Here is a 19,744-nt window from a genome sequence, read left to right as displayed (position 1 = left end):
CGCACCCCCCGATACGTTGACCCCGACCCACCCGCTGACCGGGGTGTGATCTGTTACCCACCAATCTAAAGCCCACCACCGACAAGTCCGGGAATCGATCCACAGCAGAACAGCTTTAGATACCAGAGACGTTGTCGCGCCGACTCATCGTGGCGGTCACCCCATTTCGGGTCAGTCAATCCGCACCCTTCACGCCTACCGTGCCTGCTCCGAAACAATCTGGTCGGCAGGTGATTTCGACACGGCACCTGGACCAGAGGAGCGAACACGGCCGAGTGCTATGCCGGGTGCACGTACGTCGTCTGAGGTCCCTCGAGTACCCGCACCCGGCGCTGGCGCGCGACCGCGCCGATACCCGGCCTTCGCGGGAGGCGAAATTGTTGGCGATGTTCGCCATCGGGTTGACCACCAGCTCCGAGGCCCGCAGTTCGACCTTCCACCCGTCATCGGTCACAAGTCGGACGTAGGTCGACGCCAGCGGGGTGGGTGCCGCCGACGCGGTCCGCGCCCCGGCGATCAGGACGGCCAGCACGGCGTACACTCCCGTCACGAATACCGCGGCAAGATCGACGTAGCGGCCGAATACCTTGTCTTGCACCAACATGTGGCCCCAAGCCGTCAGATCGAAACACAATGCACAGGGCCGGAGGCACAAACGATCACCGCGCGAAACTGCTGAGGAGTCGGCCGGACCCTGCAGCGTGAGGAGAATGGATTGCCTACTTTCCGCAAGAAACAGTTCGTTTACATGAATCTCTCGGTGTTGTCACACATCCCGCTTAGGTTCATTTCTCACGCGGATCGGTGACGGAGACGATCCATCCACCTGAGGGGAACGGTTGACGGCCGAATCATCGACCTCGTATGACAACTCTTCCCTCGCCCATGAGGACGAGGGCTACCACAAGAGTTTGAAGCCACGGCAGATCCAGATGATCGCCATCGGCGGCGCGATTGGCACCGGCCTGTTCATGGGTGCGGGGAGCCGCCTGCACGACGCGGGCCCAGGCCTGTTCATCACCTACGCCGTCTGCGGTGTATTCGTGTTCTTCATCCTGCGCGCGCTCGGTGAGCTTGTCCTTCATCGTCCGTCATCTGGATCGTTCGTCTCGTATGCGCGTGAGTTCTTCGGCGAGAAAACAGCTTTCGTTACCGGCTGGCTCTACTTCTTCAACTGGGCGGCCACCGCCATCGTCGACGTCACCGCGATCGCGCTCTACGTCCACTACTGGAGCATGTTCGAATCGATCCCCCAATGGCTGATCGCACTGATCGCACTGTGCATCGTGATGGCCATGAACATCATCTCGGTGAAATTGTTCGGCGAGATGGAGTTCTGGGCGTCGATCATCAAGGTCGCCGCGCTGGTCACATTCCTCGTTGTCGGCACAATCTTCCTCGGTGGACGCTTCGACATCGAGGGCGCCTCTACCGGATTCAGCGTGATCTCCGACAACGGCGGCATGTTCCCCACTGGCGTGTTCTCACTGGTAATCGTCACATCGGGCGTCATCTTCGCCTACGCCGCAGTCGAACTGGTGGGTACCGCCGCCGGCGAGACCGCCGACCCGGCACAAGTCATGCCACGAGCCATCAACTCGGTCATCGTGCGTATCGCAGTGTTCTACGTGGGATCACTGGTCGTCCTGGCACTGCTGCTGCCCTACACCACCTACCAAGCCGGCGAGAGCCCCTTCGTCACGTTCTTCTCCAAGATCGGAGTCCCTGCCGCCGGTGGCATCATGAACCTCGTCGTCCTGACTGCGGCGCTGTCGAGCCTCAACGCCGGACTCTACTCAACCGGCCGCACCCTGCGGTCGATGGCGATGAACGGCAGCGGACCGGCGTTCACAGCCAAGATGAACCGCAACGGGGTGCCCTTCGGGGGCATCGCACTGACCGGCGGGCTGACCCTGCTTGGCGTCGTGCTCAACCTATTCGTCCCTGCCGAGGCCTTCAACATTGCCCTGGATCTCTCTGCACTGGGCATAATCTCGACCTGGGCCATGATCGTTGCCTGTCAAATCCAGCTGTACCGATGGGAACAGAAGGGCATCCTCACCCGGCCGGCCTTCCGACTACCGGGCGCCCCCTACACCAGTTACCTGACATTACTGTTCCTCACGGCCGTCGTGACGCTCATGTGCTGGGACAACTACTGGAACCTCATCGCCATCATCGTGGGTATCCCGCTGCTGACCGCCGGGTGGTTCGCGTGCCGCGGCAAGGTGCTGGAGATCTCCAAGCAGCGCCAGGGTTACACCGGCGAGTACCCGGTGATGCCACAACCACCGAGACCGGAGGGCCCCGGCCACACCGACCCGAGCGACCAGGACTGACGGGGTCGGTGATACCCATGACGACGAGCGATGAACCCGCCGCTCCGGAACCGCTCCGCCGCCGATCACACCGACGCCGCGCGGACCCGTCCGAGCATCGCGCGCGCGACGGAGTCGACGTGCACGTCGTTGTCCTGGAACAGCAGTTGATCGGTTTTGGCCCGCCGGAAGTGGTGGTGCAGGGGATGCTCCCACGTGAACCCGATGCCGCCGTGGATCTGGATGCCCTCCTCGGCGGCGAACATCGCGGCGCGGCCGGCGAGCACGCGCGCCGACGCGGCCCGATCGGCGAGATCCGCATCGTCGAAGCGATCGGCATCCGCGGCGTCGAGCATTGCCGCCTCGGCCAGCTCGGTGGCCACCAGCATGTCGACGAGACGGTGCTTGAGCGCCTGGAACGACCCGATGGTCCGGCCGAACTGCTGGCGGGTCTTCGCGTAGTCGACCGTCATCTCCAGGCATTCGCGGGCGATCCCCACCTGCTCGGCGGCCAGCGCGATCATCAGCAGTGAGCGCGCCCGGTCCAGCCGCTTCGCGAGCTGCGGCCCCGACACCCGGACCGCTTCGGCGCCGGCGAACTCCACGCTGGCGAACTCACGTGTGAGATCGAGGCTTTCGCGCACCTCGCGACGGACACCGGCAGCGCCGCCGTCCAGGACACCCAGTTCCACACCCGACGCGGTGTGCGCAACGACCACCAGCACGTCGGCAGACGCGGCGTCGAGGACGACGTCCTGGCGGCCGCTGAGGAGCAACGTCCCCCGCTCGGTGAGCTCGGCGTCGATCGACGAAGAGACGATGGCGGAACCGCAGACGAGCGCCGCACGTCGTTCGCCGGTCACGATGGCCGGCAGGTGTTCTCGACGACCCTCGTCGTCGGCGGCGTGGAGCAGGGTGAGGCCGGCCATGATCACCGACGAGAGGTACGGCGAGGAACCGAGGCAGCGACCGTGGGCGGTCATCACGACCGACGCGTCCTTCACCCCGTACCCGGCCCCGCCGAGGTCCTCCGGAAACGGGATCTCGGTCAGCCCGAGTTCCCGGATCGACGACCAGAGATCCTGCGCGGGCGCGTGATCCGACCACGCGTCGGCGAGAGCGGCCTGCAGATCGCGCTGCTCGACGGTCAGTTCGATGGGCATGTGTACTCCTACCGGGGTTCGCGCGGCAGTCCGAGGCCGCGTTCGCCGATGATGTTTCGTTGGATTTCGTCCGAGCCGCCCGCGATGCGGTACCCGGGTGCACCGAGCAGATGCTCCGACCAGGCGAAGGTGTCGGGCTCACCGGTGTCGGCGACGATCCGGTCGCCGAGGAACGATGCGGCGGCGTCGCCGACCCGCTTCAGGTTCTGCGTCCACACGAGCTTCCCGATGGACCCCTCGACGCCCGGGACGGCACCGGCACGCTCCCGTTCGGCGTAACGCGCCACCATGAGTGCCGCTGCCCGTTCGTAGATCGCCGCGTCACCGAGGCGCTGCCGGGCCAGCGGGTCGTCGGACAGCCCGAGACGGTCGACGAGGCGGGCGAGATCGACGCTGTTACCACCGGCACTGACGATCCCGGCGCTGGAGTTTCGTTCGAAACCGAGTGTGGTGAGCGCGACCTTCCAGCCGTCGCCCTCGGCCCCGACCCGCAGGGAATCCGGCAGCTCGACGTCGGAGAGGAAGACCTCGTTGAACGTCGATCCACCGGACATCTGCCGGATCGGCCGGACCTCCACGCCGGGCGTGTTCATCGGCACCATGAATGCGGTCATGCCCTTGTGTTTCGGCGCCGACCGGTCGGACCGGGCGATGAGCAGACCCCACTCCGAGAACTGAGCACCGGAACTCCACACCTTCTGGCCGTTGATCCGCCACGTGTCCCCGTTCCGGACCGCCTTCGTCGACAGCCCGGCCAGGTCCGAACCCGCTCCGGGTTCGGAGAACAGCTGGCAGCACAGCTCGTCGGCGCGCAGGAACGGCCGGACGAATCGTTGCCGCTGCTCGTCGGTACCCAGCGCATGCAGGGTCGGTGCCACCAATTCGACTGTCACCAGCACGTTCTCGTGCCGTTCGGGGGTCTGGTAGCCACGCTCCAGGTTGACGTACACGCGTTCGTGGCCCGCGGTCAGACCCGGCCCACCCCAGTCCGGTCCCCAGGTGATCGCGCCGAAGCCCGCGTCCACGCGTCGTGCCTGCCAGGCCCGCGCCGCGTCGATCAGCGCCCGTTCCTCGTCGTGGGTCCGGTTGTGGAAGATGGCGTAGTTCGGTTCGTGCTCCTGCGCGGCCCGCACCGGGAGTTCGGCGTCGAGCCAGGCCCGCGCCCGGGTTTCGTACTCGTCGAGCGTGGTCGCGCCCGGCACCGTGGTCGTCATCCTCGTGATCCCTGTCCTGCTCGGTCATGCCGTCGTACTCGGAGTTGTCGTGACACAGCGGTTCTCATCTCTCGTGCGCCGCGGAGATGGTCACGGCCTGCATCTGGGGCGGGGCGGTCGTGCGGTCCCGCGTCCAGTCGCGGAGGGCGAATTTCTGGATCTTCCCGCTCGCCGTCTTCGGCAGGGAATCGACGACGAAGATGCTCTCCGGGACCTTCTGCATCGCGATCCCTCTCGCGGAGAGGAACTCTCGCACCTCTTCGAGGGTGAGATCGACGGCATCCCGGGTGACGACGAATGCGCACCCCCGCTCCCCGGTTCGGGGGTCCGGCCCGGCGACGACCGCGATCTCGGTGACCGCGGGATGCTCACTCAGTTCGTTCTCGACATCGTGGGTGCTGATCTTCTCACCGGAGCGGTTGATGATGTCCTTGATCCGACCGACGATGTGGATCCCGCCCCGGGCGTCGAAGTAGGCGAGGTCCCCGCTGCGGAAGAACCCGTCGCCGGTGAAGGCCTCGTCGTTCAGGGACGCGTCGAGGTATCCGAGGCAGGTGTCGGGTCCACGCCACAGCACCTCGCCGACGACGCCGGTCGCGGCGCTGCTCCCCGCACCGTCGGACACGACGACCTCGGTCGGGGCGAGCACGCGCCCGTCGGTGCCGGTGCGCAGATACGGGTCGTCCGACCTGTTCGCCGATGTCACCGAGGGTCCCTCGGTCGCCCCGTACATCCGCGTGACGGTGCCCAGCACCTCGGTTGCCCTGGTGACCAACGAGTCCGGGATGTCGGCGCCCCCGCAGATGATGTATCGCACCGACGGGGTCCGGACGCCCCGCGAGATCGCGGCCTCCAACAGGCCCCGCAGGAACGGCGTCGCGAAGATCATGAAACTCGCGTTCTCCTCGAGCACGCTGGTCAGCGCGGTCTCCGGATCCCACACATCCTGCAGCACCACCGGCGCACCGAGCAGGAATGGCAGGGTCAGGGCACAGTTCACCCCGGTCACGTGCGTCACCGGCGACGGGTTGAACACGACGTCGCGCTCGTCGAGTCCGAACGTCTCGATCATCGAGCTGTTCTCGAAGACCAGCGTGTTGTGACTGTGCAGCGCCCCCTTCGGGTCCGCGGTCGTGCCCGACGTGTACAGCAGCAGGCAGACGTCGTCGGGATCGGCGCGGGGCAGCGCACGCACCGTCTCGATCATCTCCGGCGTCGCGGAGTCGATCAGGGACCGGAGGTCGGCAGCTCCGGAGTCCGATGCCGCGCCGGTGGTCACCACCAGCTCGAGATGCGGAAGACGCTGCCGCAGAGCGGCATACATAGCCTGGTGGTCGAATCCGCGATGGGTTCCCGGGACGAGGGCGACCTTGGTGCGCGCCTGCCCGAGGATGAAACCTACTTCGCGCTCGCGGTAGATCGGCACGATCGGGTTCGCGACACCGCGAACGCGATGGATCGCGTGGAAGACGATGACCGCGTCGGCGGAGTTCGGGAGCTGGAAGGACACCACGTCGCCCGGCCGCACGCCACGGTCGTACAACGCGGCGGCCAGGCGCAGGGACTCGCGCTCGACGTCGGCGAACGTCAGCCGCCGATCACCGTCGATGATCGCGACGGCGTCCGGATACAGCGCGGCGGCGCGCTCGACGAAGTGGTCGACGGTCCTGTCCCGCCAGTGCCCCGCCGCCCGGTACTGCTCGGCGAGATCGGGATGTGGAGAGTGCGTGGGACGCATGGTGTTTCCTCTGAGAACTCTTGCCGATTGCTCGTGACGCGTTCTACAGTAACCCACGTCTCACTAAATATGTACATATTAGTGCTCACTTAGTGCCCTCCCCCAGAAAGAGACCTCATGGCAACCCAGGATCAACGGAGCCGGCGGGCGGTCATCGCCGCCGGCGTCGGAACGGTCGTCGAGTACTACGACCTGACGGTGTACGCATACCTCGCAGTGGTGGTCAGCCCGCTGTTCTTCCCGAGCGACGACCCGACCGCGTCCCTCCTGTCGAGCCTCGCGGTGTTCGCGTCGGCGTACCTCATGCGGCCGATCGGCGGCATCTTCTTCGGGCGCCTCGGCGACCGCTTCGGCCGCAAGCGCGCGCTGCTGGTGTCGGTGATCCTGATGGGCGTGGGCACCACGCTGATGGCTCTGCTGCCGACGTACGCCGCGGTCGGGGTCCTCGCGCCGATCCTGCTGGTGATCGCTCGCCTGCTCCAGGGCTTCTCCGCCGGTGGCGAGCTCGGCGGTGCGCTGACCTACGTCTACGAGGTCGTCGGACCCAAGCGCCGCGGCCTGGGCGGATCGATCGTCGCGCTGGGATCGAACAGCGGCTTCGCGCTCGCCGCCATCGTGGTGGCGACGACGTCCGCCCTGACCTCCGAGGCCCAGATGGACAGCTGGGGCTGGCGAATCCCGTTCGTCGCCGGACTTCCGCTGCTCGTGCTCTGCCTGTGGCTCCGAACCCGCATCGAGGACTCGCCGGAGTTCACCAAAACCGCCGAGCGCCGCGAACTCCCGAAGGCGCCGCTGCGAGAACTGTTGCGCAGCCAGCCGATCCAGGTCCTGCAGGTGCTCGGTCTCGGTATCGCGCAGAACGCGACCGGGTACATGGTGCTCACCTACATCGGCATCCATCTCGTGCGTGAGGGCGGATACAGCCAAACCGCGGTCACCTGGACCGCGGCCGGCGTCATCGTGTTCGTCGCGTCGTGCATGCCGATCGCCGGACTGCTGGTCGACCGGTTCGGAAGTCGGCCCGTCCTCATCGCCGGCCTGCTGACCGCGGCCACTCTCGCCTACCCCGCGATGGCGCTGATGACCGGGCACGGCCTGGCGGTAGCGGCCCTCGCCTTCGCGGTGTTCGCCCTGTGCACCCCGTTGATCCAGGTCGCCACCGCACCGTTGTTCCCGTCGTTGTTCGACACGAAGGTCCGTCTGACCGGTGTGGCCCTCGGCTTCAACCTGTCGACGGTCCTGGCCGGCGGCACGGCCGCCTACATCGCCACATGGCTGATCGACCGCACGGGCAACTCGCTCGCGCCCGCCTACTTCCTCATCGGCGCCAGCGCGATCGGACTGCTGACCCTGATGACGATCCGGCGGAAGGTGCGCGGACTCGGAGACATCACCGACTCCACCGACGACGCGATGACCGCCCCCGCCCACTCCTGACCCGGGCGGCGTCATCCCTACCCTGGCGCCGAATCCGACGAAACGGACGCGGGCCGCCACCGAGCGTGTGGCCCGCGTCCGTTTGGGCATACTGTTCGAGAACTCAATCCCCTCGAACGCCCGGAGGTTCCCGTGGCCAGTGGCCTCGTCGCCTTGCTCGACGACATCGTGACCCTCACCCGGGCCGCCGCGGCGTCTCTCGACGACATCGGTGCGGCGGCCGGCAAGGCCAGCGTCAAGGCGGCGGGCGTGGTGGTCGACGACACCGCCGTCACACCCCGCTACGTCCACGGTTTCACCCCCGATCGTGAACTGCCGATCGTGCGGAAGATCGCCATCGGATCGATTCGCAACAAGCTGCTCATCATCCTGCCGGTGGCGATGATCCTGAGTCAGTTCCTGCCCGGGGCGCTCCCCTACCTGCTGATCGCCGGTGGCCTGTTCCTGTGCTTCGAGGGCGCCGAGAAGGTGTGGGAGGCGATCGGTGGCGGACACCACGCCGAGGAGCAGACCGCGGGCGAGGCCGGTCCCGAGTTCGAGAAGACGATGGTCAGCGGTGCGATCCGCACCGACCTGATCCTGTCCGCGGAGATCATGGTCATCTCGCTGTCGTCGGTCGAGTCCGAGCCCTTCTGGACGCGTCTGGCGGTCCTCGTGGTCGTCGCCGTCCTGATCACCGCACTCGTCTACGGTGTCGTGGCCATCATCGTGAAGATGGACGACGTCGGCCTGGCACTGGCCCAGCGCGAGTCCACCCTCCTCCAGAAAATCGGTCGCGGCCTGGTCCGCGCCATGCCCACGATCATGTCGACGCTGACGGTCGTCGGCATCGCGGCGATGCTCTGGGTGGGCGGCCACATCCTGATCGTCAACGTCGGCGAGGCCGGTTTCCACTGGCCTGCGGATCGACTCCACGACGTCGAGCACTGGTTCGGCGAACTGGTCCACGGCGGGTTCGGCGGCGTCCTCTCGTGGACTGCGGGCACCGTGCTCTCCGCCGTCGTCGGCCTCGTGGTCGGAGCGATCATCGTCGCGATCCTGCATGTCATCCCGCGTCGGAAGAAGGAAGCCGCCCCCGCGCACTGATCCCCCGTCGACTGGGCGTGGCTTTTCGTCGACTGGGCGTGGCTTTTCGTCGACTGGGCGTGGCTTTTCGTCGACTGGGCGTCGTTTTCCGTCGACTGGGCGTCGTTGTGGCAGGTTGTGTGCCGCCTGGTCACGCGAGAAGTCGCCAGAGGCCGATCAGTCCGACGACGACGATCACCGCGCGAAGCGCCCGTGGGGAGAGTCGACGTCCATATCTGGCGCCGAGGAAGCCACCGGCCAACGAACCGACCGCGATGGCCGCAGCCGCCCACCAGTCGATCCGGTCGAACGCCACCAGGGTGTAGGTGACGGCGGCGACGACATTGACCACCAGGCTGAGCAGGTTCTTCGCCGCGTTCATCCGCTGGAGGTGGTCGGGGACGATCACCCCGAGGACGCCCATCAGGAGGATGCCCTGCGCAGCTGTGAAGTACCCGCCATAGACGCCGACGGCGAACGTCCCGAAGGTCATCGCGGCAATCCGCACGGGACCGAGATGCGGGGGCGTGAGATCACCGCCGTGAGTAGAGCGGCCACCCACCCATTTCTGGATGTAGGGCTGGGCGACGACGAGAATCAGCGCGGCAACGAGCAGAACCGGGACGACGGTCTCGAACACGGTCTCGGGCAGGTGGAGCAGGAGCCAGCAGCCGATGATCGCGCCGGTGAACGACGCCGGCATCTGCCAGCGGAGACGCGTCCACTGTCCTTCGAGCTCGCGCCGGTAACCCCACGTACCCGACACCCCGCCGGCCACCAGCCCGATCGCATTGGACATGGTCGCGGTGACAGGCGGGACCCCGAAAGCGACCAGCGTCGGAAACGTGATGAGCGTCCCGCTGCCGACGAGGGCGTTGATCGCGCCCGCCCCGACGCCGGCGAAGAGCACGGCGACTAGTTCCCAGATGGTCACAGTCTCCGAGGGTGCCCTCCGAGGTATCCGGCGGGTGCACCGGGGTGGTTTCGACGAGCCTCATCCCAGCGGAGAACGCGGCTCCCGACGGGACAGTCTGCGCAATTCACCCGAGGCATCGCACAATCGACAAGATCCGACGCCCAGTCGACGAGATCCGACGCCCAGTCGACGAGATCCGACGCCCAGTCGACGGAGCGGGCGCCGGCACGCGCAACCCCGGAGCCGGCTGTCAGTTGAGGCGGTCGCCGCTGGACGGGTCGAACAGGTGCACCGCGCTGTCGGACTGGCGCAGGCGGATGCCCTCGCCCCGCTTGGCGGGTGCTCGCTCGGCCGACCGCGCGACCATCACCATCGGATCGCCGTCGAGGTTGCGCACCGAGTCGTCGGCGAGGTTGGCGTAGATGTAGCTCTCGCTGCCCAGCTCCTCCAGGAGAGCGACGTCGGCGTTGAGACCGGTGCCGTTGTCCGACAGTGTGAGGTGCTCGGGACGGATACCCACGACGACCGAGTCGAGCCCGGAACGACGCAGGGCCGCTTGCGCTTCGGCGTCGATGTCCACAGCAGCACCCGACACGGTGATCACGCCGTCGACGACCGGCGCGACGAAGAGGTTCATGCCCGGAGATCCGATGAATCCCGCCACGAAGGAGTTGACGGGTCGGTCATAGAGTTCAGTCGGCGTGGAGAACTGCTGCAGGACACCGTTTTTGAGCACGGCCACGCGGTCACCCATCGTCATCGCCTCCACCTGATCGTGGGTGACGTAGACCGTCGTGGTGCCCAGGCGCCGTTGCAGGGCGGCGATCTGGGTGCGGGTCTGGACACGAAGCTTGGCGTCGAGGTTCGACAGCGGCTCGTCCATGCAGAAAACCTGCGGTTCACGGACGATGGCCCGCCCCATGGCGACCCGCTGCCGCTGTCCGCCCGACAGTTTGGCGGGCTTGCGGTCGAGGAAGTCGGTCAGGTCGAGCAACCGGGCCGCCTCGGCGACCTTGCGCTTGCGTTCGTCGGCGGGCACACCGCGCATCTTCAGCGCGAAGCCCATGTTCTCGCCGACCGTCTTGTTCGGGTAGAGCGCGTAGTTCTGGAACACCATCGCGATGTCGCGGTCCTTGGGGGCGACGCCGACCATGTTGTCACCGCCGATCCGGATCTGGCCGGAATCGATCTCCTCGAGGCCGGCGAGCATACGCAGGGCCGTCGACTTTCCGGAACCGGACGGACCGACGAGGACCACGAACTCGCCGTCGGCGATGTCCAGGTCCAGCGAGTCGACGGCGAGCTTGTCCGCGCCGGGGTAGACGCAGCAGGCCTTGTCGTAGGTGATGGAAGCCATGATGTTCTCCGGTTTCTACAAAGTTGTTGTGCGAGTGCGTGTCAGACGAGAGGTGTCATGTGATCGCGCCGCGCTGGGACCGGTGGCGCGATCCCGAACTGGGCTGTCACTTGATCGCGCCGCGCCGGGACCGGTGGCGCGATCGCGAACTTTGCTGTCATTTGATCGCGCCGAACGAGAGGCCGCGGACGAGCTTGTTCTGGGCGATCCAGCCGCAGATGACGACCGGGAGCGCGGCGAGCACGGATGCTGCGGAGAGTTGCGCCCAGTACAGGCCCTGTCCGGACATGAAACCGGTCAGGAACACCGGCATCGTCTGCGCGTTGACCGCGGTCATGTTGACGGCGAAGAAGAACTCGTTCCACGAGAAGATCACGCAGATCAGCGCTGTCGCCGCGATTCCCGGCGAGATCAACGGGAGGATCACCTCGCGCACCGAGGTCCAGAGACTCGCACCGTCGATACTGGCGGCCTCGAGTAGCTCCCCGGGCACTTCGAGGAAGAAGGACCGCATCATCCACACCGCGATCGGCAGGTTCATGGCGGTGTACAGGATCACGAGAGTCCAGATGTTGTCGAGCATCCCGATCTCGCCGACGATCACGTAGAGCGGAATGATCGCCGCGACGATCGGCAGCATCTTGGTACTGATGAAGAAGAAGAGCGCGTCCTTGGTCTTGCGCACCGGTCGCAGCGACAGCGCGAACGCGGCAGGCACACCGAGCAACAGCACCAGGATCGTCGAGACGATGGTCGCGAACACCGAGTTCAACAGCGGTGTGCCGATTCCCGCATCGAAGACGTCCCGGAACTGCTGCAGTGTCGGCTCGAAGAAGAAGGTCGGCGGGTTCGTCGCAGCGTCGCTCTCCTGCTTGAACGCGGTCAGCACCATCCAGAGCACGGGGAAGAAGAACCCGATCGCGAGAATCCAGGTCACCGCGGTCAGCGCCGCCTGTCTCGGCCGGCGCCGACGACGGATCTCGGTGCCGGACTTCTCGTCTGGCTGCCCGGCCGACGTACGGTCGGAGCGGATGTCGGTGGTCATCAGGCCGGCTCCTCTGTCCCGGTGAATGATTTGAAGATCAGTCGTAGAGCGAGCGTGGCGACGACGATCGTGCCGATCACGGTCACCACGCCCATCGCCGCGGCCTGGCCGATGTCGAAGCCGAGGAACGCTCGCTGGTAGATGTAGTACGACAGATTCGAACTGGAGACACCCGGTCCACCGGAGGTCATCATGTACACCGCGTCGAAGGTGTTGACCAGGTAGATCGCGCCGAGCACCGCACCGAGCTCGATGAAGCGACGCAGATGCGGCAACGTCAGTTCCCGGAAGAGCCGGAAGCTGGTGGCGCCGTCGACTCGTGCCGCCTCTTGGATGTCACGGGGCATCGACTGCAGACCCGCGAGGATCAGCAGCATCATGAAAGGCGTCCACTGCCAGACCAATTCGGCCATCACGCTCATCAGCGGGAACTCCGACAGCCAGTCGGTCTCGATGCCGAACGGACTCAGCGCCCAGTTGACGAGGCCGTTGGTGGGCGACAGCAGGCTGGTCTTCCACAGCAACGCGGCCGCCACCGGGGTGACCAGGAACGGAGTGATGAGCAGGGTCCGCACCACCCCGCGGCCGAGGAACTTCCGGTCGAGCAGCAACGCGAACAGCAAGCCGAGGAGCACCGAGATGAGGACGGTGCCCACGATCAGCAGGATGGTGTTGACCGTCACCCGCCAGAACTGGCTGTCGCCGAACACCGCGACATAGTTGTCGAGCCCGACGAACGCGCGTGAATCCGGACGTACGAGGTTCCACGACTGGGTGGAGTAGTAGAGGGTGAACACGAACGGGATCTGCGTGACCACGATCAGGAAGATCAGCGCCGGCAGGAGGGGACCGCGACGGCGCCAGCCCTCGGCACGCGTGACGTGATCGCGCGAGGACTTCAACGGCGCCTTCGACGTCGTGTCGGGTGGTGGAGTGGAGACTGCGGTGGCCATGATCACTGCTCCCTCTGGTAGGACTTGCCGACGACCTGGGCGTACTCCTGCGCCTGCGCGAGCGCGTCGTCGACGCTGATCTGGCCGGCGATCGCTGCCGAGATCTGCTGGCTCACCCGGGTTCCGAGATCCTGGAACTCGGGGATCGCGAGGAACTGGACGCCGGTGTAGGGCACCGGCTCCAGGGTCGGCTTCAGCTGGTTCGCCGCACGCATGGCGCTCAGCGTCTGCTCGGCGAACGGGGCGGCGAGTTCCTTGTAGGCCGGCAGCTCATACGTGGAGAGCCGGCTGCCCGGCGGTACGTGACTGGGACCCAGGGTCTCCGAGACATACTCGATGTAGCTCTTGCTGGTCATCCACCGGATGAACTTCCACGCCTCGTCCTGGTGCGTGCTGCTGGTGGGGATGCCCAAGGACCAGGTGTAGAGCCAGCCGTTGTCACCCTTGGCCATGCTCGGCGCGGGCAGGTAGCCGACGTCACCCGCAATCGACGAGGTGTCCGGGCTCTCCAACACCGACACCGCGGATGTCGCGTCATACCACATCGCGACCTGGCCCTGCGACAACAGGTTTCCGCATTCCTGGAACCCGGACGACGCCGCGCCGGCCTCGCCGTGGTTCCGGACCGTGTCGACGTAGAACTTCACCGCTGCGGCCACCTCGGGACTGTCCAGCTGTGCATTCCAGTCCTCGTCGTACCAGCGTCCGCCGAAGGCGTTGATCACCGTGTTCAGCGGGGCGAGCACCTCACCCCAGCCGGGCTTGCCGCGCAGGCAGATTCCCGCCGTACGCTCGTTGTCGAGTTTCGCCGCCGCTTCCGCGACCTGGGGCCACGTCGGTCGAGGCGGCAACGACACCCCGGCCTCGGCGAAGAGCTTCTTGTTGTACATCAGGAACGACGACTCCCCGTAGAACGGCGCCGAGTACATCGAACCATCGTGGGACAGAGCCGTCTTCAGCGTCGGGATGAAGTCGTCGGCGTCGTAATCGGGATCGGCGTCCATGTACGGGGTCAGGTTCACGAGCCAGCCGTACTCGCCCCACATCGGGGTCTCGTAGTTGCTGATCATCACGACGTCGAACTCACCGCCGCCGGTGGCCACCGATGCGGTGATCTTGGCCCGCGCCTCGTTCTCGGAGAGGGTCACGAACCGCACCGTGACACCGGGATTCTGTTCCTCGAACTGCGTGGACAGCTTCACCGCGTCCTGCATCTGCGAGTTCGAGACCATCGCGACGGTGATCTCACGACCTCCGCCGCCGGTGAGTGAACCCGCGCCGGAGCAGCCGGTGAGCACCAGTGCCACGGTCGCGATCATCGCACCCAGCGCCCATCGCACTCGGTGTCGGGAGAACGTCATTGTTCGCCTTTCTCTTGCATCACAAGCCATTCGGCGGTCGCCACGTCAGTGACGAGGATGGTGGCGTAGCCGCCGCGCAACGCGCCGAGGATGGATTCGCGACGGTGTGTCCCACCGGACACGAGGATCGAGGTCGGGCAGGCGCGGACCGCGTCGAGTGACACCGAGACGGTCCGGTCGACGAGGCTGGAGGGGACGGCGCCGCCGTTCGCGTCGTAGAAGCGCCCGCCGATCTCCCCGACCGCGCCGAGATCCAGCAACTCGTCGAGGACGACCGCGTCGATGAACGAGCCCTCGAACAGGGTCGTCGATGTCGACACCGAGCCGACACCGAACAACATCACCTGCGCACCGCGAGCCGCCGAGAGTGCCTGCGAGAGGATCGAATCACGGTTCACGGCAGTGACCGTCTCCGGGTCGACGTAGAGCGGTGCGACCAGCCGCAGCGGCCGGGCATGGAGCCGTTCGGAGAATCGCGAGAGCGCGTGGTCGACGCCGGTGTGGTACTCGACGGAGGTCATCGAGCCGTCCATCTGCACGACCCGCTGACACGAGGTGGACGAAGCCATGGCGTCGGCAACGGCGACTTGTTCCGGTCCCCAGGTGAATCCGAAGGTGTCCGTTGGCTGAATCCGGCGGGTCAACACCGACGCCCCCGCCCGACCGAGCGCGGCATTGCCGGTGGTGGTGCCGTCGGCGACCTCGTCGATGACGAGTACCTCGTCGAGCCCCAGGGTCTCCTCGACCGCGCGTTCCAGCTCGGTGTGGATGGACGCCGACAGATGCGCCGGGGCCGAGACCGACACCTGTACGAGACCTTGTGCCCGTGCCCGCGCGACGAGCCGGCCGGCCGTCGGGCGCGACACCCCGAGTCGGCCCGCGATCTCGGCCTGGGTGAGTCCTTCGAGGTGATACATGGTCGCGGCTCGAACGAGGAGTCGCAGGTCCTGGCCGGAGTCGCCACCGCGCGGTGCGGCCCCACGTGCCGGCGCGACGGGCGTTTCGCCGTCCGCGCCGTTCGCCGACTTCCGAGGTGCCATCCCGGGTGCCCCTTCGCGTCCATTCGCCGTCGCCGCCGAGGCGCGGCCGTGAGCATCTGCTCACTAGCGGTCAATGTGCTCAATAAGCTAGCATCCAGGTGTGACCCACGCAACAACCGATCTCCGCATACCGCGTGTACCGGACGCCATGCGCGCCGGCGTCCTGCATCCCGATCTGACGGTGACCACGGAAACCCGGAGGTCACCGGAGCCGGGGCCGGGTGACGTGACGGTGGCCGTCCGCGCGGTGGGCGTCTGCGGCTCGGACACCCATTACCTCCGCCATGGACGGATCGGTGAGTACGTGGTCCGCGATCCGCTCGTCCTCGGCCATGAGGCCGCCGGGGTCGTCGTCGCCGTCGGGGACGGCGTCGACCGGGCCCGGATCGGCGAGCGGGTGTCGATCGAGCCCCAGCGTCCCGACCCGACCACGCCGGAGAGCAAGCGCGGTGACTACCACCTGTGCCCCCGGATGCGGTTCTACGCGACGCCCCCCGTAGACGGCGCTTTCGCCGAATTCGTCACCATCGGAGCCGATTTCGCCCATCCGGTGCCGCCCGAGGTCTCCGACGAGGCCGCCGCGCTGTTCGAGCCCCTCTCGGTGGGCATCGCCGCCATGCGCAAGGCCGAGGTTGCCGCCGGCGGCTCCGTGCTGATCGCCGGCGCCGGACCGATCGGCCTGATGGTCGCCCAGGTCGCGCGGGCTTCCGGCCTCACGCGCATCGTCGTGAGCGAGCCGGATGAGCAACGCCGCCTCCGCGCACGGGATTTCGGCGCCACGACGGTGATCACACCCGGAACAGAGATCGAGCGGGTGGATGCGTTCGTCGACGCGAGCGGAGTCGCCGGCGCGGTCCGGGAGGGCCTGTCGCGGGTCCGACCCGGCGGACGTGTGATCCTGGTCGGCATGGGCGCCGACACCATGGAACTCCCGATTTCGCTCATCCAGAATCGCGAACTGGTCGTGACCGGAGTGTTCCGCTACGCCAACACGTGGCCGACCGCGCTGGCCCTGGCCCGTACGGGGGCGGTGGATCTCGATGCCATGGTGACCGCGCGGTTCGGCCTCGACGAACTGGCGGCCGCGCTCGACGCCGATCGCATTCCCGGCAACATCAAAGCGGTTGTCTACCCTTCCATCTCGAGCTACGAACAGAACTCGGACGACGACGTCGAGACCGACACGACCCGGCCGGAGGGAACCCGCCGATGAGCACATCGCTGACCAACGAGACGTTGCCGCGGATCGACGGCGTCGACACGCCCGCGTTCGATCGCGCCGCGGTGACCCCGGGCATCGTCCACTTCGGTGTCGGCGCGTTTCATCGCGCGCACCAGGCCATGTACGTCGACCGCCTTCTCGCCGCCGATCCCTCGGCGAACGACTGGGGCATCTGTGGGGTCGGTGTCCGCACCGCCGACGCCGCGATGCGGGACGCCCTCGTCCCTCAGGACGGATTGTTCACCCTCACCCTCAAGCATCCCGACGGTGCCGTGGAGACCTCGGTCATCGGCTCGATCGTCGAGTATCTGTACGCACCCGACGATCCCGAGAAGGTGATCGATCGGTTGAGTGACCCGGCAACCCGGATCGTCTCACTGACCGTCACCGAGGGCGGCTACAACTTCTCACCGTCGACCGGCGAGTTCGACGCCGCGAACCCGGACATCGTCGCCGACCTCGAGGCCAGTGCGCCGCCTCGTACCGTCTTCGGACTGGTGACCGAAGCGCTGGCTCGACGCCGCGAACGCGGGACACCCTCGTTCACGGTGATGTCCTGCGACAACATCCAGGGCAACGGCCACATGGCCCGCTCGACCTTTCTCGCCTACGCCCGGTTGCGCGACCCGGAACTCGCGGAGTGGATCGAGGCCAACACGCGATTCCCGAACTCGATGGTCGATCGGATCACCCCGGCGACGCCGCCGGACCTGGCCGACGAGGTCGTGGACCGCACCGGCGTCGTCGACAACTGGCCGGTGGTCGCCGAACCGTTCACCCAGTGGGTGCTCGAGGACGACTTCGCGATGGGGCGTCCGTCGCTGGAGAAGGCAGGGGTCCAGGTCGTCGACGACGTGACCCCCTACGAGCTGATGAAACTGCGCCTGCTCAACGCCGGCCACCAGGCGCTGTGCTACTTCGGGTATCTGCTCGGGTACCGCTACGTCCACGACGCCGCATCCGACCCCGACATCCGTACTCTGCTGCGGCGCTACATGACCGAAGAAGGAGCGACCACACTCCGCCCCCTCCCCGGCGTGGACGTCGACACCTACATCGACACCCTGCTCGAGCGATTCACGAACCCCGCGATCGCCGACACCATCGCCCGCCTCTGCCAGGACTCCTCCGACCGCATTCCGAAGTGGCTGGTGCCGGTCATCCGCGAGCGCCTCGAGCAGGATCAGCGAAGCGACCTCGCCGCCGCCGTCGTGGCCAGTTGGACCCGGTACGCCGAGGGCACCGACGAGGCAGGCGACCCGATCGACGTCATCGATCCCCTCGCGGCCGATCTCGTTCCGCGAGCGCAGCGCTCACGGACCGATCCGCTCGCCTTCGTCGCCGATCCCGAGCTGTTCGGCACTCTCGCGGAGGAGCCGTTGTTCACGGAGCCATACCTGTCCGCGCTGGAGTCGTTGCGCAGCAAGGGCGCCCGTGCCACACTCGCCGGTCTGCTCGCATGACCACGCTGGTGGCCGGGATCGATTCGTCGACCCAGTCCTGCAAGGTCGTCGTGTGCGATGCCACCACCGGACGGGTGGTGCGCACCGGACAGGCACCACATCCGCCCGGTACCGAGGTGCACCCGGATCACTGGTGGGACGCACTGTGCTCGGCGGTGAGCGAGGCCGGTGGGCTCGAGGACGTTGCGGCGGTGTCGGTGGCGGGGCAGCAACACGGCATGGTGTGTCTGGACGAGGCAGGCCGCGTCGTCCGAGACGCATTGCTGTGGAACGACACCCGTTCCGCACCGAGCGCGACTGCCCTGATCGCCGAACTGGGCGGCCCGGAACCCTGGGCTCGCTCGGTCGGTGTGGTGCCGGTGGCATCGATCACCGCGACCAAGCTCCGCTGGCTGGCGGACCACGAGCCCGAGCACGCCGACGACACCGCGGCGGTCTGCCTGCCGCATGACTGGCTCACCTGGCGCCTGCGCGGGAGCACCGACATCGGTGAACTGATCACCGACCGAAGCGACGCCTCGGGAACCGGCTACTTCAGCGCAGCGGCTGATGAGTACCAAGTCGATCTGCTGGAGAAAGCGTTTCGGGGGCGTCGGCCGCTGCTCCCCCACGTACTCGGCCCCGCAGAGCGGGCCGGGACCACCCCGTCGGGGGCCGTCGTGGGCGCGGGGGCCGGTGACAACGCCTCAGCCGCACTGGGATTGCATGCGGGCCCCGGAGATGCGGTCGTGTCCCTCGGGACGTCGGGCGTGGTCAGTGCCGTCGGGGACGTGGCGCCGAATGATCCGTCAGGCCTGGTGGCCGGGTTCGCCGACGCGACGGGGCGTCACCTGCCGCTGGTCTGCACGCTGAACGGCGCCCCGGTGCTGTCGGCGACCGCGACGATGCTCGGCGTGGACCTGACGGAGTTCGCGCGGTTGGCCATGTCGGCTGAGCCAGGCGCGGGCGGCGTCACGATGGTGCCGTACCTCGCCGGCGAACGGTCTCCGAACCTGCCCGAGGCGACCGGCACACTGACGGGCCTGACCCCCGGCAATTTCACGCCCGCCTCGATCGCCCGAGCGGCCGTCGAGGGTCTCGTCTCGTCACTGGTCTTCTGCCGCGAGCAGATCGAGAGTCAGGGTGTCGGGGTGGATCGGGTGTTGCTGACCGGGGGTGGCGCGAAATCGGCAGCGGTCCGCGCGATCGCTCCGTGCTTGTTCGGCGGCGAGGTCGTCGTACCCGCCGACGGCGAACACGTGGCGCTCGGTGCGGCACGTCAAGCAGCCTGGGCGCTGACCGGCGAACTCCCCGCCTGGGAGACCCCGACCCACACGCTCGACGGATCACCCACTCCCGGGGTGTACGCCCGGTACCGCGAGGCCTCGCGGATGCTCGCGCACGCGCACGAGCCGTCCGGCTGATACGGCGAAGCCGCGCGACGCGCGGCCGCACCGGGGACAATGACCCGCA

Annotated in this window: 15 protein-coding genes; 6 read left to right on the top strand and 9 right to left on the bottom strand. The window is 67.1% G+C overall.

Annotated elements, in window-relative coordinates:
- Window positions 1-839 precede the first annotated feature (839 nt).
- Window positions 840-2,339 carry an amino acid permease gene (locus tag CA982_RS15155; protein WP_086536109.1) on the top strand — a complete coding sequence of 500 codons (1,500 nt, stop codon included), beginning with the start codon at window positions 840-842 and terminating at the stop codon, window positions 2,337-2,339.
- Between the two features lie 65 nt (window positions 2,340-2,404).
- Here the strand turns inward: CA982_RS15155 and CA982_RS15150 are convergent, their stop codons facing one another.
- The 3 genes from CA982_RS15150 to CA982_RS15140 form a co-directional block, all read right to left on the bottom strand.
- The gene (locus CA982_RS15150) at window positions 2,405-3,481 is read right to left on the bottom strand and encodes an acyl-CoA dehydrogenase family protein (protein WP_086536108.1); all 1,077 of its coding nucleotides are present in this window, start codon (window positions 3,479-3,481) and stop codon (window positions 2,405-2,407) included.
- Between the two features lie 8 nt (window positions 3,482-3,489).
- On the bottom strand, window positions 3,490-4,695 hold the full coding sequence (locus CA982_RS15145) for an acyl-CoA dehydrogenase family protein (protein WP_086536107.1): 1,206 nt from the start codon (window positions 4,693-4,695) through the stop codon (window positions 3,490-3,492).
- A gap of 64 nt (window positions 4,696-4,759) precedes the next feature.
- Entirely contained in the window at window positions 4,760-6,433 is a 1,674-nt protein-coding gene (locus CA982_RS15140; protein ID WP_086536106.1) for an AMP-binding protein, read from the bottom strand.
- A gap of 117 nt (window positions 6,434-6,550) precedes the next feature.
- On the opposite strand from CA982_RS15140, the gene CA982_RS15135 reads away from it, so the two are divergent.
- Window positions 6,551-7,870 (top strand): MFS transporter, encoded by a 1,320-nt coding sequence (locus tag CA982_RS15135; RefSeq protein ID WP_086536105.1) that lies wholly within the window; start codon window positions 6,551-6,553, stop codon window positions 7,868-7,870.
- Window positions 7,871-8,002: 132 nt separating this feature from the next.
- On the top strand, window positions 8,003-8,956 hold the full coding sequence (locus CA982_RS15130; protein ID WP_086536104.1) for a DUF808 domain-containing protein: 954 nt from the start codon (window positions 8,003-8,005) through the stop codon (window positions 8,954-8,956).
- A 130-nt stretch (window positions 8,957-9,086) separates the two neighbouring features.
- On the opposite strand, the gene CA982_RS15125 is transcribed toward CA982_RS15130, so the two are convergent.
- From CA982_RS15125 to CA982_RS15100, 6 genes are all read right to left on the bottom strand, one after another.
- Complete coding sequence (locus CA982_RS15125; protein WP_086536103.1) at window positions 9,087-9,869, bottom strand: sulfite exporter TauE/SafE family protein; 783 nt, start codon at window positions 9,867-9,869, stop codon at window positions 9,087-9,089.
- Between the two features lie 232 nt (window positions 9,870-10,101).
- Window positions 10,102-11,208 carry an ABC transporter ATP-binding protein gene (locus CA982_RS15120; RefSeq protein ID WP_086536102.1) on the bottom strand — a complete coding sequence of 369 codons (1,107 nt, stop codon included), beginning with the start codon at window positions 11,206-11,208 and terminating at the stop codon, window positions 10,102-10,104.
- A gap of 157 nt (window positions 11,209-11,365) precedes the next feature.
- On the bottom strand, window positions 11,366-12,253 hold the full coding sequence (locus CA982_RS15115; protein WP_144066034.1) for a carbohydrate ABC transporter permease: 888 nt from the start codon (window positions 12,251-12,253) through the stop codon (window positions 11,366-11,368).
- Complete coding sequence (locus tag CA982_RS15110) at window positions 12,253-13,206, bottom strand: carbohydrate ABC transporter permease (protein ID WP_086536121.1); 954 nt, start codon at window positions 13,204-13,206, stop codon at window positions 12,253-12,255. Before CA982_RS15110 ends, CA982_RS15115 begins: the two co-directional genes overlap by 1 nt.
- A gap of 2 nt (window positions 13,207-13,208) precedes the next feature.
- Window positions 13,209-14,567 carry an ABC transporter substrate-binding protein gene (locus CA982_RS15105; protein WP_086536101.1) on the bottom strand — a complete coding sequence of 453 codons (1,359 nt, stop codon included), beginning with the start codon at window positions 14,565-14,567 and terminating at the stop codon, window positions 13,209-13,211.
- Window positions 14,564-15,607 (bottom strand): sugar-binding transcriptional regulator, encoded by a 1,044-nt coding sequence (locus tag CA982_RS15100; RefSeq protein WP_086536100.1) that lies wholly within the window; start codon window positions 15,605-15,607, stop codon window positions 14,564-14,566. Before CA982_RS15100 ends, CA982_RS15105 begins: the two co-directional genes overlap by 4 nt.
- Window positions 15,608-15,755: 148 nt before the next feature.
- Between CA982_RS15100 and CA982_RS15095 the strand changes: the two genes are divergently transcribed.
- The 3 genes from CA982_RS15095 to xylB are packed head-to-tail and all read left to right on the top strand — an operon-like array spanning window position 15,756 to window position 19,695.
- Window positions 15,756-16,820 carry an NAD(P)-dependent alcohol dehydrogenase gene (locus CA982_RS15095; protein WP_086536099.1) on the top strand — a complete coding sequence of 355 codons (1,065 nt, stop codon included), beginning with the start codon at window positions 15,756-15,758 and terminating at the stop codon, window positions 16,818-16,820.
- Window positions 16,817-18,292, top strand: a complete 1,476-nt coding sequence (locus tag CA982_RS15090; RefSeq protein ID WP_086536098.1) for a mannitol dehydrogenase family protein — start codon at window positions 16,817-16,819, stop codon at window positions 18,290-18,292. The genes CA982_RS15095 and CA982_RS15090 overlap by 4 nt, the downstream gene beginning before the upstream one ends.
- Entirely contained in the window at window positions 18,289-19,695 is a 1,407-nt protein-coding gene (xylB, locus tag CA982_RS15085) for a xylulokinase (protein ID WP_086536097.1), read from the top strand. The genes CA982_RS15090 and xylB overlap by 4 nt, the downstream gene beginning before the upstream one ends.
- The last annotated feature ends 49 nt before the right edge of the window (window positions 19,696-19,744 follow it).

It is taken from the genome of Gordonia lacunae, from assembly GCF_002149015.1.
GTDB lineage: Bacteria > Actinomycetota > Actinomycetes > Mycobacteriales > Mycobacteriaceae > Gordonia > Gordonia lacunae.
The sequence above is the reverse complement of the archived record's forward strand: the minus strand, read 5'-3'. Positions and strand labels throughout refer to the sequence as shown.